The sequence below is a fragment of the Salmonella enterica subsp. arizonae genome, from assembly GCF_008692845.1.
Classification (GTDB): domain Bacteria; phylum Pseudomonadota; class Gammaproteobacteria; order Enterobacterales; family Enterobacteriaceae; genus Salmonella; species Salmonella arizonae.
The window spans coordinates 294,178-307,078 of sequence record NZ_VXJW01000001.1 but is presented as its reverse complement, the minus strand read 5'-3'; the positions used below and the strand labels follow the sequence as shown (position 1 = coordinate 307,078).

Here is a 12,901-nt window from a genome sequence, read left to right as displayed (position 1 = left end):
AAATTCAGTTAACTCTGAGTTCTGGGGTAGCAGGGTAAATAGCGCCTAAAATACTGGCTTTTGACGCGCCCGTCACTGACGGTAAATTTCCCGGCAGGCCTGCGAGAGTTCGCCAGGCAAGCCATGCAAATGCCAGCGCTTCCATATCATCGCCACTGATCCCCGCCTTATCGGTAGTAGCAACTTCGATCCCCGGCAACAGCGCTGCCAGACGAGCCATCACTAATGGATTCCGGCTTCCGCCGCCACAGACCAGCAACCGCTCGCAGCCGCCGTTGAGCAGCACCTGATGGGAGATGGAGACCGCCGTCAGTTCAGCCAGCGTGGCCTGCACATCGCACGCGCTTGCGCCAGGGAAAGCCGCAAGATGACGTTCCAACCAGCCATAGTTGAAGTATTCACGTCCTGTACTTTTGGGCGCCGACGCGGCAAAGTACGGATCGCTCAGCATCTTTTGCAGCAGAGGAAGAATAACCTTACCTTCTTTCGCCCATGCAGCATCTTTGTCGTAGGGCTGCGCGCATTGCCGCCAAATCCACGCGTCCATTAACATGTTGCCTGGCCCCGTATCGTATCCGCGCACCGCCTGCCTGGGAAAAAGCAAAGATAAATTGGCGATGCCGCCGATATTCAGGACCATGCGTTTTTCCGTGGGATGTCCCAGCAGGGCGTGATGGAAAGCGGGCACCAGCGGCGCGCCCTGTCCGCCCAACGCAATATCCCGCCGCCGAAAATCGCCGACCACCGTAATCCCCGTATGGGCAACGATGTGATTATTATCGCCAATTTGCAGAGTATGCGGGGCATCGCCGGTCGGTTCATGCCAGACCGTTTGCCCATGACAACCAATGGCGACGATATCCCGAGGTTGTAAATGTTGTTGCGCTAACAGCGCATTAACCGCCTGTGCAAAAAGCCGGCCTAACTGGGTATCAAGCTGACCGAGTTGCGAGAGCGTAAGCAGCTGCCCCTGACAAATATCAAGAATGCCTTTTTTCAGATGAACGGGAATGGGCCAGGTGAGACTTGCCTGTTGCGCAACCATTGTTTCATCAATTGCCGCCAATACAACATCAACGCCATCAAGGCTGGTTCCGGACATAACGCCAATAAAACGGCCCGATTTCATACCTCTTCCTTTTAAGCTGGGTTAAACCTTAACACTCCGGCATAACGTATTTTATAATGCTAAGCCCACGTAACGTTTTTTTGCCGTGCCGTCCACGGATATCAATAACCTGCCTTTTCTTGCCCCCCACTTCGTTTAAGGTTGGTTAATTAAGTTCTGATTATGATTTTTACTTTCTTTCAGCAGAAGATATGACCTTAACTGCATAAATGCCATATAATTTAGCTATAGGGATGCTGAAATAGCGTTTCGTGAAGAACAGGAGATTAGTAAATGATTAAACGTGTACTGGCCGTTTCACTGATGGGGTTATCCTTAGCTGGATGTGTTAACAATGATAGCCTTTCGGGTGATGTTTATACCGCGTCCGAGGCTAAGCAGGTTCAGAATGTAACGTACGGTACTATCGTTAACGTTCGTCCGGTTCAAATTCAGGGCGGTGATGATTCTAACGTGATTGGCGCTATCGGCGGCGCGGTGTTGGGCGGATTCCTTGGCAACACTATCGGCGGCGGTACTGGCCGTTCACTGGCAACCGCGGCAGGTGCGGTCGCTGGCGGCGTAGCAGGCCAGGGCGTCCAGGGCGCAATGAATAAAACCCAGGGCGTGGAACTGGAAATTCGTAAAGACGATGGCAACACCATTATGGTAGTGCAGAAACAAGGAAAAACGCGTTTCACGGCAGGTCAGCGTGTAGTGCTGGCTAGCAACGGCAGTCAGGTTACTGTCTCTCCACGCTAGAGCAGGCTTTACGTGTGGTCACGTGGCCACACGTACGCCCCTGCGCCTCAATCTTGAGAATGCAATTCCATAATGTTGTGTTCAAGTTTGGCGATAAGTTTAATCAGAAGCGCAATCTCCTCTGAAGAAATTCCGTCCAAAATTTCACCGCGCGTTTTATGAATGACCGCTTCCATCTCAGTGATCAGCGGCTCCGCTTTTTCGGTCAGCTTAATGCGCTTAGCGCGACGATCGCTGGCGCAGGTTTGCCGCGAAATTAACCCCTTATCTTCAAGTTGATCCAACGTGCGTACCAGCGATGGCTGCTCAATGCCTATCGCTTTAGCCAACTGAATCTGCGACTGGTCAGGCGGCAATTGATGAATATTGTGCAGCGTGACCCAATGTGTCTGCGTCAATTCCAGAGGCTTTAGGCGATGGTCAATCAGAGCACGCCAAATGCGCACCAACCGTGCCAGATCAGAACCTAGTGGCGATTCCAATTTCATCTCCTTATAATTAGCTTGCTAAGTTATTATGCTGATTTTAGAATAGTGTGCAGTATTTGCATTCTCAAAACAAATGTATTGCTAAATTTGCTTACCAATAGACATTTTTTCAGACATAGTGCGCAATTGGCACCTGTAGCTTCAGTTTTAGCTATAACTAAAGCATCGTCGTCTGACGCAAAGGAACATTGCTTGTGAAGTGTATACTCAACGCCACAGGATTGCCCTTACAAGATCTCATGTTGGGAGCATCTGTTTACTTTCCGCCATTTTTTAAAGCCTTCGCGCTTGGGTTCGTTATATGGTTGTTTATTCACCGTCTCCTGCGCAACGGAATATACTCTGGTGAAATCTGGCATCCCCTGTTAATGGATCTCTCTCTCTTTACGCTTTGCGTGTGTCTGGGCCTCGTTTTACTGATCGTGTGGTAAATATGTCTTTAAAAACAATAAAATATTTTTCTACTCTCATTGTCGCCGTCGTTGCCGTTCTGGCCGCATGGTGGTTATGGAATTACTATATGCAGTCGCCATGGACACGCGACGGCAAAATCCGCGCGGAACAGGTCAGCGTAACGCCTCAGGTCTCTGGCAGTATTATCCAACTCAATGTAAAAGATAATCAGTTCGTCAACGCAGGTGATGTCCTTTTTGTCATTGATAAAACGCCCTTCCATATTGCAGAACTTAACGCACAGGCGCAGTTGGCCAAGGCACAGTCCGACCTTGCAAAAGCGAATAACGAAGCCAATCGGCGCCGACATTTATCACGTAACTACATCTCTGCTGAAGATCTGGATAGCGCCAATCTGAATGTTAAAGCTATGCAGGCCAGCGTAGACGTCGCCCTGGCAACGTTAAAACAGGCTCAGTGGCAGCTTAGTCAGACAGCAGTGAAAGCACCGGTATCCGGTTGGGTAACAAACCTTTCTACCCGCATTGGCGATTACGCCACCACCGGAAAACCGCTCTTCGCGCTGGTAGATAGCCATTCATTTTATGTAATAGGATATTTCGAAGAGACCAAGCTGCGTCACATTACTGTAGGGGAACCTGCATTAATAACTCTGTACAGTGGCAATATAAAGTTACAGGGTCACGTAGCCAGCATCGGACGCGCGATCTACGATCAAAGCGTTGAAAGCGATTCGGGACTGGTGCCGGATATTAAACCTAATGTTCCCTGGGTGCGCCTGGCACAACGCGTTCCGGTACGTATAGAGTTTGACGCCCTACCGCAGGATATCACTCTGGTCTCTGGCACCACCTGTAGCGTGGCGATTGGATAGCGTTAATGGCATTGTTCCTACCGCCACTGCGAAATACGCCCTGGTTTAAAGCGACCTCCGGCCAGTGGCGTTACGCGTTGCGTAATTCCATTGCCATGTGTCTTGCGCTGACATTCGCTTACTATCTCAATCTCGATGAGCCGTATTGGGCGATGACCTCGGCCGCGGTGGTTAGCTTTCCGACCGTAGGCGGCGTGATCAGTAAAAGCCTGGGGCGTATTGCCGGAAGTCTACTCGGCGCGACCGCCGCGTTGATAATTGCCGGCCATACGCTAAATGAACCCTGGTTATTCTTGTTTAGCATGGCCGCGTGGATCGGGTTTTGTACCTGGGCCTGCGCGCATTTTACCAATAACGCCGCCTATGCCTTCCAATTATCCGGCTATACAGCGGCAATTATCGCGTTTCCGATGGTCAATTTCGTAGAAATCACGCAGTTGTGGGATATCGCCCAAGCGCGCGTATGTGAAGTTATCGTCGGCATCCTTTGCGGCGGCATGATGATGATGATCCTACCCAGCACGTCGGATGGCGCTGCCCTGCTCACCGCGCTGAAAAATATGCATGCGCGATTACTGGAGCATGCCAGTCTACTTTGGCAACCGGATACCACTGACGTCATCCGCTCAGCGCATGAGGACGTCATTGGACAAATCCTGACGATGAACCTGTTGCGTATTCAGGCCTTCTGGAGTCATTACCGTTTTCGCCGTCAGAATGCGTTGCTCAATTCATTGTTACACCAACAATTACGGCTAACCAGTGTGATCTCCAGCCTGCGTAGAATGCTTTTAAACTGGCCGACGCCGCCGGAAAACAGCCACCAAGTTCTTGAGCAACTCCTGGTAGCGCTGGCGAAACCTGGTGCGGACAGCTACACGGTAGCGCGGATTATTGCGCCGCTACGACCGCAGGATGAACAGGATTATCGTCTCCTCGCGTTTTGGCAGCGGTTACGCTATTTTTGTCAATTATACCTGCTCTGTAGCCGCCAGCTATATCTGCTCGAAAATGGTACCCCGGAGGATCAAATCAAAATCCGCCGTACTCCCGGCCTTGCACGGCATACGGATAACACAGAGGCCATCTGGAGTGGCGTTCGTACCTTTTGCACGCTCACGGTGATTGGCGCATGGAGTATCGGCGCGCAATGGGAATCAGGGTCCGGTGCATTAACACTGGCGGCGATCAGTTGCGTCCTCTATTCCATCGTCGCGACGCCATTTAAGTCGCTCTCCTTATTGATGCGTATTTTAGTACTGCTGTCCTTATTCAGCTTCGTGGTTAAATTCGGCCTGATGGTTCAAATCACCGATCTGTGGCAATTCTTACTTTTTCTTTTTCCGCTGTTCACCACGATGCAACTGCTTAAACTGCAAATGCCTAAGCTGGCGGGGTTATGGGGACAGCTTATTGTCTTTATGGGCTCCTTCATCGCCGTTACCAATCCACCGGTGTATAATTTCGCCGATTTTCTTAACGATAATACCGCCAAGATCGTTGGCGTCGCGATCTCCTGGCTGGCGTTCGCGATCCTGCGTCCGGGCTCAGACGCCCGAAAAAGTCGCCGCCATATCCGCGCACTACGGCGGGATTTCGTCGATCAACTTAGCCGTCATCCTTCCCACAGCGAAAGCGAATTTGAATCTCTGACGTATCATCACGTCAGCCAACTCAGCAACAGCCAGGATACGCTGGCGCGCCGGTGGTTGTTACGTTGGGGAGTGGTACTACTGAACTGTTCTCATGTGGTGTGGCAGTTACGCGCCTGGGAGTCGCGTTCAGATCCGCTTTCACGCGTGCGGGATATTTGTCTAACTCTGTTGCGCGATGTGATGAGCGAGCGCGGCGTGCAACAACATTCTCTTGCCACCACGCTACAGGAACTACAGCGTATCTGCGACACGCTCGCACATCATCATCAACCCGCCGCACATGAGCTGGCGGCGATTATCTGGCGTTTACACTGCTCGCTGTCACAACTGGAACAGGCGCCGCCGCAGGGTACGCTGTCTCCGGGTTATTTAATAACGCCGCAGGCGTAACGCGTCCCGCCGCCGCCGAGCGGTTTCGGCTGATCGGACATGTTATCGCCGCCCACATGAATCATTAGCGCTTTATCCTTCACCTGATCAAGCGACTTCAGACGCGGCGCAGTAACCGGCTCGGTGGCGATGCCATCATTATTAACAACTAATACCGGGAGGTCGCCCAGATGCCCCAGGCCTTCCGGTCCTTCATGCTTGCCGGTATTTTGTGGATCCAGATGACCGCCGGCAGCTTCTGCCGCAACAGCTTTGCCATCTTTAATCGCGGGCTGGCAGCTACCTTTGGCATGAATGTGAAAACCATGCTCGCCCGGCGGTAACGCTTTAAGGTGTGGGGTAAATTTTAAGCCGTCTTCGGTTTCATCGATGACGACGGTGCCGATAGACTGTCCTACGCCTTGTGCCGTCACCAGATTCATCTCTACTTTCTCGCTGGCGGCCTGCGCACCCGCACAGGCCAACAGCGTCACCATCGCTAAACTTAATCGCTTCATAAAACCTCCGTTACATGTGGTCGCCTGTTAAGTGTAAACCACTGGCGAAAACATGAACGGAAAGTCAACGTGTTAGCGATTATGGTACATCATAACCCAATGCCGCCTTGCGGATTCGGAACCACTGTTGACGCGACAATGACAGCGTTTCCGCTTCTACCGCGGCGCGTACGCGTTCAATTTTACCCGAGCCAATAATCGGCAGCGGCTGCGACGGCAAACGTAAAATCCAGGCATAGACCACCTGTTCAATAGAACTGGCGTTGAGTTCTTGCGCGATAACGGAAAGTTCCTGGCGCAACGGCTGATAAGCCTCATCATTAAACAGCCGACCGCCGCCAAGACATGACCAGGCCATCGGACGAATACGCAGTTGCTGTAAGTGATCTAATGTGCCGTCCAGCAACAAAGGCTGATGAACCGGCGAGATCTCCACCTGGTTGGTCGCCAGGGTAAAAGGCAGGCGCGATTGCAGCAACGTAAATTGCGCTGGCGTAAAATTAGAGACGCCAAAATGGCGCACTTTGCCGCTTTGGTGCAGATGTTGAAACGCCTGGGCGACCTCATCCGCATCCATTAACGGATCGGGACGGTGAATTAACAACATATCCAGATGATCTGTCGCCAGATTTTTTAGTGACTGTTCGGCGCTAAGAATGATGTGGCGACAATCGGTAATATAATGACCGAGTTTATTTTCCGCTCTGGCGGTAGTCGCAATACCGCATTTGGTGACGATTTGCAGTTTTTCCCGCAAATGCGGCGCCAGCGTTAGCGCCTCGCCAAACGCTGCTTCGCACTGATAACTGCCATAAATATCCGCATGATCAACGGTAGTGACGCCCAAATCCAAGTGTTCTTCGATAAAACTCACCAACTGACGCGCAGATATATTCCAGTCCATCAAACGCCAGTAACCCATGACAAAACGGGAAAATTCGGGGCCTTGTGGAGCAATTGTGACACGCTGAACCATAACAGATTCCTCATAGAGAATAATGAGGTTGAGTATACGCACTTCCGCGTTTAAAAGAGTGAGGGTTGTTGAGGATCTTCCGGTGGGAGGGGCTTGTTTGTGCGTATTTTACGCAATAAGCGCTGGCGACAAAGCCTCAGTACATTTTGTTTCTCGGCATCGCTCATTTTTTGCCAGTTAAACCGTTCGTCGCGGCTGCGCATACATCCCCGGCAAAAGCCACGCTCATCAGACTGGCAGATACCGCGACATGGGCTTATTATAGGAAAAAACTCCAACTGCTCGGCCACATCTCCTCCTCAACGTTTGGCGCTTATGACTATTGAAGACGCTAACCGACATTATGGCAACTCCGCTTGCAGTAGACCGACTGGTCTACTATATTGTATGCCATGAATAAACAAACCGAACACGATACCCGCGAACATCTCCTGACCATCGGCGAGTTACTTTGCATGCAACGGGGTTTTACCGGAATGGGTCTTAGCGAGCTACTCAAAACCGCCCAGGTGCCCAAGGGGTCGTTTTACCACTACTTTCGCTCGAAAGAAGCCTTCGGCGTCGCCATGCTGGAGCGACACTATGCCTGTTATCATCAGCGTCTTACGGCGCACTTTACCTACGGACCCGGTGATCATCGTGATCGTATTCTCGCCTGGTATCAGGAAACGTTGAATAAGTTTTGCCAGCAAGGCGCCATCAGCGGTTGTCTGACCGTGAAACTGTCAGCAGAAGTCTGCGATCTGTCGGAGGATATGCGCTCCGCTATGGATAAAGGGGCGCGTGACATTACTACACTGCTTGCACGCGCGCTGGAAGACGGCCGCAATAGTGACTGTTTACATTTCACTGGTCAGCCATTGCAACAGGCGCAGGTGCTTTACGCCCTGTGGCTGGGCGCCAATTTACAGGCCAAAATATCCCGTAGCGCTGAACCGCTGGAAAATGCGTTGGCGCATGTTAAGACCATCCTTACAACGCCTGAGCAGTAACAGGCGTTTTTTATTTCCGTTATTACAAGACGACCGGTCTACTTATCCCAGGAGCCACTATGTCATCAGAAAAACTGTTTACCCCACTCAAAGTGGGCGCAATCACGGCGACAAACCGCATATTTATGGCACCTTTGACGCGTTTACGGAGTATTGAACCAGGCGATATCCCTACGCCGTTAATGGCGGAATATTATCGTCAACGCGCCAGCGCCGGATTGATCATCAGCGAAGCCACGCAAATCTCCGCCCAGGCGAAAGGCTATGCCGGCGCACCGGGATTACACAGCGATGAGCAGATTGCCGCCTGGAAAAAAATCACTCAGGGAGTCCATGCCCAGGGCGGCCATATGGCGGTGCAACTGTGGCATACGGGCCGTATTTCACACGCCAGCCTGCAACCAGGCGGACAAGCGCCCGTCGCGCCATCCGCTATCAATGCGGGAACCCGCACCTCTTTGCGTGACGAAAACGGTCAGGCCATCCGCGTAGAGACTTCCACGCCGCGCGCGCTGGATACCCATGAGATCCCAGGGATCGTAAACGACTTCCGCCAGGCTATCGCCAATGCCCGTGAAGCAGGTTTCGATCTGGTAGAGCTACACGCCGCGCACGGGTATCTGCTGCATCAGTTCCTTTCTCCGTCTTCCAACCATCGCACCGATCAATATGGCGGCAGCGTTGAAAACCGCGCCCGTCTGGTACTCGACGTGATTGACGCCGGCATCGAGGAATGGGGTGCGGATCGTATCGGCATCCGCCTTTCTCCCGTCGGCACTTTCCAGAATGTCGATAATGGTCCGAATGAAGAGGCTGACGCCCTCTATCTGATTGAAGCGTTAGGCAAACGCGGCATCGCTTATCTGCACATGTCTGAACCAGACTGGGCGGGCGGCATGCCTTATACCGAGGCATTCCGTAAAAAAGTCCGTGCGTGTTTCCACGGCCCCATCATCGGCGCTGGCGCCTATACGCCAGAAAAAGCGGAAGCTCTGATCGAAACAGGGCTGATTGACGCCGTGGCTTTTGGTCGCGATTACATCGCTAACCCGGATCTGGTGGCACGTTTACAGCGTAAAGCGAAACTCAATCCACAACGCCCCGAAAGTTTTTATGGCGGCGGCGAGGAAGGCTACACTGACTACCCTACTCTGTAATTTCATTGATAACGGCCTCATATCGCCGCTATACTTTGAATAACTTGACTATTTTGAGGGCAACGAAAATGCGTTTATTGCATACTATGCTACGCGTCGGCGATTTACAGCGTTCCATCGCTTTTTACACTAACGTTCTGGGCATGAAACTACTGCGCACCAGTGAGAATCCAGAATATAAATATTCGCTTGCCTTTGTGGGATATGGCCCGGAAACGGAAGAAGCGGTCATAGAACTAACCTATAACTGGGGTGTTGAGAGCTACGACATGGGCAATGCGTATGGGCACATCGCGCTGAGCGTCGACAATGCAGCCGAAGCCTGTGAACGTATTCGTCAGAACGGCGGCAACGTGACCCGTGAAGCGGGTCCGGTTAAAGGCGGTTCGACTGTCATCGCCTTCGTTGAAGATCCGGATGGCTATAAAATCGAATTGATTGAAGCTAAAGACGCAGGCCGCGGTCTGGGTAACTGATCTCCCGCCGGGCGCAGGTCATTGTGCCCGTTGTTTTACTGCATCCCGGCGTAAAATTTGCCATAATGCGCGCTGCATTTTTTCGTACTAAGAGACTCAGATGTCCGATAACGCTCAACTTTCCGGTCTGTGCGACCGTTTTCGTGGTTTTTATCCTGTCGTCATCGACGTTGAAACTGCAGGGTTTAACGCTAAAACCGATGCACTGCTCGAAATCGCCGCCATCACGCTGAAAATGGATGAACAAGGCTGGCTGATGCCGGACATGACGCTACATTTCCATGTGGAGCCGTTTGCGGGAGCCAACTTACAGCCGGAAGCGCTCGCGTTTAACGGTATCGATCCCTCGAACCCACTACGCGGCGCGGTGAGTGAATATGAGGCTCTGCATGCTATTTTCAAAATGGTACGTAAAGGTATCAAAGAAAGCGGCTGTAGCCGCGCCATTATGGTCGCGCATAATGCTACCTTTGATCACAGTTTTATGATGGCCGCCGCAGAGCGCGCCTCGCTGAAACGTAACCCATTTCATCCATTCGTCACCTTTGATACCGCAGCATTGAGCGGTCTGGCGCTTGGACAAACAGTGTTATCTAAAGCGTGCCTGGCGGCAGGTATGGAGTTTAACGGCGAAAAGGCCCACTCCGCTTTGTATGATACCGAGCGGACAGCGGTGCTGTTTTGTGAAATCGTCAATCGCTGGAAGCGCCTGGGCGGATGGCCGTTATCCTTGCCGACAGACAAATAACGTTGCTAACGACGACGCTTTTACTCACTATACCGGTAAAAAAGCGACCTTAGTAGGTCGCTTTCCCCTTTACGCAGATTATCCTGCGTCCGGTTCCTGAGTTTTATATTTTGCCGCAGTTTCTTTAATAAGCTGCTGCAACTCGCCACGCTGATACATTTCAATCACAATATCACACCCGCCGACCAGCTCGCCATCCACCCACAGTTGTGGGAATGTCGGCCAGTTGGCGTATTTCGGTAATTCAGCGCGAATATCCGGGTTTTGCAGGATATCAACATAGGCAAAACGTTCACCACAGGCTGAAAGCGCCTGAACGGCCTGAGCAGAGAAACCACAGCTTGGCAGTTTCGGTGAACCTTTCATATACAGGAGAATCGGATTTTCAGCGATCTGGCGCTGGATTTTTTCGATGGTGGTGCTCATTGTCTCGCTTCCTTAAACTTCTTTTACGACCGAAGCCTGTCATTGTAACGGGTCAGGCTGGCAACGGAAAATAACATTTTCATCATGCCTTATTATTTTACCGTCTGCGGAAATAAGTTGCATACAAAATATCTCTTAACCGGGTCGCCGCGCAAAGATCCGTAGATGTAGATAATGTGCTCATGTTTAGCATTAGTTGCCATTTTTTTTACATCTGTTACCGAAACACAACTTCGGAAACCAAAAGCAATTACCAATCTGTGCTTTTGTAGATTAGAATGACCAGGTTTTGTACATCATACGCAGGCATGATCGCCTGCCTTTAACAGAGGATTGCTCAGTGGCGCGGATAAAGAAAATCTCGATCACGCTCTGTGCTTTACTTTTTACTATTCTCCCTTTTACGTCAATGGCTCATGCATCCAGGCAAGCCAAAGCGACGCTTGCTGTTTCTTATGCCACTAAAACGGTAGAGAAAAAGAAAAGCACAACCACCAAAAATATCAGCAAAACCAGCAAAAAAAACGTAAAAAAAACCTCAAAAACCAGCCGTTCCTCTTTCGTCTCTGCACCAAAACGTACTATCGCCTCCATGAAATCTCATCATAATACAACTCATCGCTATAGCAGAACCGTATCCACGTCAATTGCGGCCTTCGACGTGATGGAAAAATGCACGACGCGTAAAGGGCGTAAGTCACATTGCGTGAAGAAAAAAGGAACATTGCCGGTATCCATTGCCGATGCGCATCGGGATAAAGTACAAAAAGCGACAAAAACCGCAATGTCCAAACTCATGAATCAGATTGGTAAGCCGTATCACTGGGGAGGCGCATCGCCGCGTACCGGTTTTGATTGCAGCGGTCTGGTTTACTATGCCTATAAAGATTTAGTGAAGATCCGTATCCCCCGAACGGCGAATGAGATGTATCACCTGCGTGACGCTGCGCCCATTGCGCGTAGCGAATTGAAAAACGGCGATCTGGTTTTCTTCCGTACACAAGGACGCGGAACCGCCGATCACGTTGGTGTTTATGTCGGCAACGGTAAGTTTATCCAGTCTCCACGCAGCGGTCAGGAAATTAGGATCACCTCGCTGAACGAAGTTTACTGGCAGCGCCATTATGTAGGCGCTCGCCGGGTAATGACCTCTAAAACAATTCGATAATATTTTATCCTGTCGTTTAACGAAAGGATAACTTCTTCTTTTGCGCCACCTCTCAATTTGCTACCCTATCCTTACGCGCACCAGGGTTATTGTGCGTGCGCAATATTAATAATAAGGAGAGAAGCAATGTCATTCGAATTACCTGCATTACCGTATGCCAAAGATGCTCTGGCGCCGCATATTTCTGCTGAGACGCTGGAATATCACTATGGCAAACATCACCAGACTTACGTGACCAATCTTAACAATTTGATCAAAGGCACGGCGTTTGAAGGCAAATCGCTGGAAGAGATTATTCGCGCCTCCGAAGGCGGCATCTTTAATAACGCCGCTCAGGTGTGGAATCACACGTTCTACTGGCACTGCCTGGCGCCAAACGCCGGCGGCGAACCGACCGGGAAACTGGCTGATGCTATCGCGGCATCTTTTGGCAGCTTCACGGAATTTAAAACGCAGTTTACGGATGCCGCTATCAAAAACTTTGGTTCTGGATGGACGTGGCTGGTAAAAGGCGCTGATGGCAAACTGGCTATCGTCTCTACCTCAAATGCCGGTACGCCGCTGACCACAGATGCGACTCCGCTGCTGACGGTCGATGTCTGGGAACACGCGTATTACATCGACTACCGCAATGCCCGTCCAAACTACCTGGAGCATTTCTGGGCGCTGGTTAACTGGGAATTTGTCGCGAAAAACCTCGCCGCATAAGTCTGAGTCCGCAGAAGGTTCGCCTTCTGCGTTTTACAATGTGCAACGCGCGCCTGCTCAGA

General features: G+C 51.2%; 16 protein-coding genes. 10 read left to right on the top strand and 6 right to left on the bottom strand.

Annotated features, from left to right (window positions below; all coding sequences use genetic code 11):
* Positions 1–4 precede the first annotated feature (4 nt).
* Complete coding sequence (gene anmK, locus F4V61_RS01655) at positions 5–1,129, bottom strand: anhydro-N-acetylmuramic acid kinase (RefSeq protein ID WP_080161014.1); 1,125 nt, start codon at positions 1,127–1,129, stop codon at positions 5–7.
* 273 nt (positions 1,130–1,402) lie between these two features.
* Here anmK and slyB point away from each other — a divergent pair, with 273 nt between their 5' ends.
* The gene (gene slyB / locus F4V61_RS01650) at positions 1,403–1,870 is read left to right on the top strand and encodes an outer membrane lipoprotein SlyB (RefSeq protein ID WP_000597174.1); all 468 of its coding nucleotides are present in this window, start codon (positions 1,403–1,405) and stop codon (positions 1,868–1,870) included.
* 47 nt (positions 1,871–1,917) lie between these two features.
* Here slyB and slyA read toward each other — a convergent pair whose 3' ends face one another.
* Positions 1,918–2,358, bottom strand: a complete 441-nt coding sequence (slyA, locus tag F4V61_RS01645; protein ID WP_000764558.1) for a transcriptional regulator SlyA — start codon at positions 2,356–2,358, stop codon at positions 1,918–1,920.
* A 194-nt stretch (positions 2,359–2,552) separates the two neighbouring features.
* Here slyA and F4V61_RS01640 point away from each other — a divergent pair, with 194 nt between their 5' ends.
* Genes F4V61_RS01640 through F4V61_RS01630 form a run of 3 tightly spaced genes read left to right on the top strand, consistent with a single transcriptional unit; the run spans position 2,553 to position 5,691 of the window.
* Positions 2,553–2,789 carry a DUF1656 domain-containing protein gene (locus F4V61_RS01640; RefSeq protein WP_000649760.1) on the top strand — a complete coding sequence of 79 codons (237 nt, stop codon included), beginning with the start codon at positions 2,553–2,555 and terminating at the stop codon, positions 2,787–2,789.
* A gap of 2 nt (positions 2,790–2,791) precedes the next feature.
* A complete protein-coding gene (locus tag F4V61_RS01635; RefSeq protein WP_058345340.1) occupies positions 2,792–3,646 on the top strand; it encodes an efflux RND transporter periplasmic adaptor subunit in 855 nt (284 codons plus the stop codon).
* Positions 3,647–3,651: 5 nt separating this feature from the next.
* Complete coding sequence (locus F4V61_RS01630) at positions 3,652–5,691, top strand: FUSC family protein (RefSeq protein WP_058345341.1); 2,040 nt, start codon at positions 3,652–3,654, stop codon at positions 5,689–5,691.
* Here F4V61_RS01630 and sodC2 read toward each other — a convergent pair.
* From sodC2 to F4V61_RS01615, 3 genes are all read right to left on the bottom strand, one after another.
* A complete protein-coding gene (sodC2, locus tag F4V61_RS01625) occupies positions 5,667–6,188 on the bottom strand; it encodes a superoxide dismutase [Cu-Zn] SodC2 (RefSeq protein WP_000826815.1) in 522 nt (173 codons plus the stop codon). The two genes, F4V61_RS01630 and sodC2, sit on opposite strands and share 25 nt — an antisense overlap.
* A gap of 79 nt (positions 6,189–6,267) precedes the next feature.
* The gene (locus tag F4V61_RS01620; protein ID WP_038396061.1) at positions 6,268–7,164 is read right to left on the bottom strand and encodes an aldo/keto reductase; all 897 of its coding nucleotides are present in this window, start codon (positions 7,162–7,164) and stop codon (positions 6,268–6,270) included.
* Positions 7,165–7,214: 50 nt separating this feature from the next.
* A complete protein-coding gene (locus tag F4V61_RS01615) occupies positions 7,215–7,454 on the bottom strand; it encodes a DUF1289 domain-containing protein (protein ID WP_024131902.1) in 240 nt (79 codons plus the stop codon).
* A 102-nt stretch (positions 7,455–7,556) separates the two neighbouring features.
* Between F4V61_RS01615 and F4V61_RS01610 the strand changes: the two genes are divergently transcribed.
* The 4 genes from F4V61_RS01610 (at position 7,557) to rnt (ending at position 10,537) form a co-directional block, all read left to right on the top strand.
* Positions 7,557–8,156 (top strand): TetR/AcrR family transcriptional regulator, encoded by a 600-nt coding sequence (locus F4V61_RS01610; RefSeq protein WP_001041831.1) that lies wholly within the window; start codon positions 7,557–7,559, stop codon positions 8,154–8,156.
* Between the two features lie 59 nt (positions 8,157–8,215).
* Entirely contained in the window at positions 8,216–9,313 is a 1,098-nt protein-coding gene (locus F4V61_RS01605) for an alkene reductase (protein WP_080161015.1), read from the top strand.
* A gap of 68 nt (positions 9,314–9,381) precedes the next feature.
* Positions 9,382–9,789 (top strand): lactoylglutathione lyase, encoded by a 408-nt coding sequence (gene gloA, locus F4V61_RS01600; protein WP_001237789.1) that lies wholly within the window; start codon positions 9,382–9,384, stop codon positions 9,787–9,789.
* A gap of 100 nt (positions 9,790–9,889) precedes the next feature.
* Positions 9,890–10,537 carry a ribonuclease T gene (gene rnt / locus F4V61_RS01595; protein WP_079781635.1) on the top strand — a complete coding sequence of 216 codons (648 nt, stop codon included), beginning with the start codon at positions 9,890–9,892 and terminating at the stop codon, positions 10,535–10,537.
* Between the two features lie 78 nt (positions 10,538–10,615).
* On the opposite strand, the gene grxD is transcribed toward rnt, so the two are convergent.
* Positions 10,616–10,963 carry a monothiol glutaredoxin 4 gene (grxD, locus tag F4V61_RS01585; RefSeq protein WP_000108177.1) on the bottom strand — a complete coding sequence of 116 codons (348 nt, stop codon included), beginning with the start codon at positions 10,961–10,963 and terminating at the stop codon, positions 10,616–10,618.
* Between the two features lie 340 nt (positions 10,964–11,303).
* Here grxD and F4V61_RS01580 point away from each other — a divergent pair, with 340 nt between their 5' ends.
* Together F4V61_RS01580 and sodB are read left to right on the top strand one after the other, a co-directional pair.
* Entirely contained in the window at positions 11,304–12,131 is an 828-nt protein-coding gene (locus F4V61_RS01580; RefSeq protein ID WP_170243763.1) for a C40 family peptidase, read from the top strand.
* Between the two features lie 126 nt (positions 12,132–12,257).
* Entirely contained in the window at positions 12,258–12,839 is a 582-nt protein-coding gene (gene sodB / locus F4V61_RS01575) for a superoxide dismutase [Fe] (protein WP_000007290.1), read from the top strand.
* The last annotated feature ends 62 nt before the right edge of the window (positions 12,840–12,901 follow it).

Excerpts from the sequence above, each read along its gene's own strand:
- F4V61_RS01605 (WP_080161015.1), top strand. The coding sequence starts at position 8,216 with ATGTCATCAGAAAAACTGTTTACCCCACTCAAAGTGGGCGCAATCACG.
- gloA (WP_001237789.1), top strand. The coding sequence starts at position 9,382 with ATGCGTTTATTGCATACTATGCTACGCGTCGGCGATTTACAGCGTTCC.
- slyA (WP_000764558.1), bottom strand. The coding sequence starts at position 2,358 with ATGAAATTGGAATCGCCACTAGGTTCTGATCTGGCACGGTTGGTGCGC.
- anmK (WP_080161014.1), bottom strand. The coding sequence starts at position 1,129 with ATGAAATCGGGCCGTTTTATTGGCGTTATGTCCGGAACCAGCCTTGAT.
- sodB (WP_000007290.1), top strand. The coding sequence starts at position 12,258 with ATGTCATTCGAATTACCTGCATTACCGTATGCCAAAGATGCTCTGGCG.
- F4V61_RS01630 (WP_058345341.1), top strand. The coding sequence starts at position 3,652 with ATGGCATTGTTCCTACCGCCACTGCGAAATACGCCCTGGTTTAAAGCG.
- F4V61_RS01620 (WP_038396061.1), bottom strand. The coding sequence starts at position 7,164 with ATGGTTCAGCGTGTCACAATTGCTCCACAAGGCCCCGAATTTTCCCGT.
- grxD (WP_000108177.1), bottom strand. The coding sequence starts at position 10,963 with ATGAGCACCACCATCGAAAAAATCCAGCGCCAGATCGCTGAAAATCCG.
- slyB (WP_000597174.1), top strand. The coding sequence starts at position 1,403 with ATGATTAAACGTGTACTGGCCGTTTCACTGATGGGGTTATCCTTAGCT.
- F4V61_RS01635 (WP_058345340.1), top strand. The coding sequence starts at position 2,792 with ATGTCTTTAAAAACAATAAAATATTTTTCTACTCTCATTGTCGCCGTC.
- rnt (WP_079781635.1), top strand. The coding sequence starts at position 9,890 with ATGTCCGATAACGCTCAACTTTCCGGTCTGTGCGACCGTTTTCGTGGT.
- F4V61_RS01610 (WP_001041831.1), top strand. The coding sequence starts at position 7,557 with ATGAATAAACAAACCGAACACGATACCCGCGAACATCTCCTGACCATC.
- sodC2 (WP_000826815.1), bottom strand. The coding sequence starts at position 6,188 with ATGAAGCGATTAAGTTTAGCGATGGTGACGCTGTTGGCCTGTGCGGGT.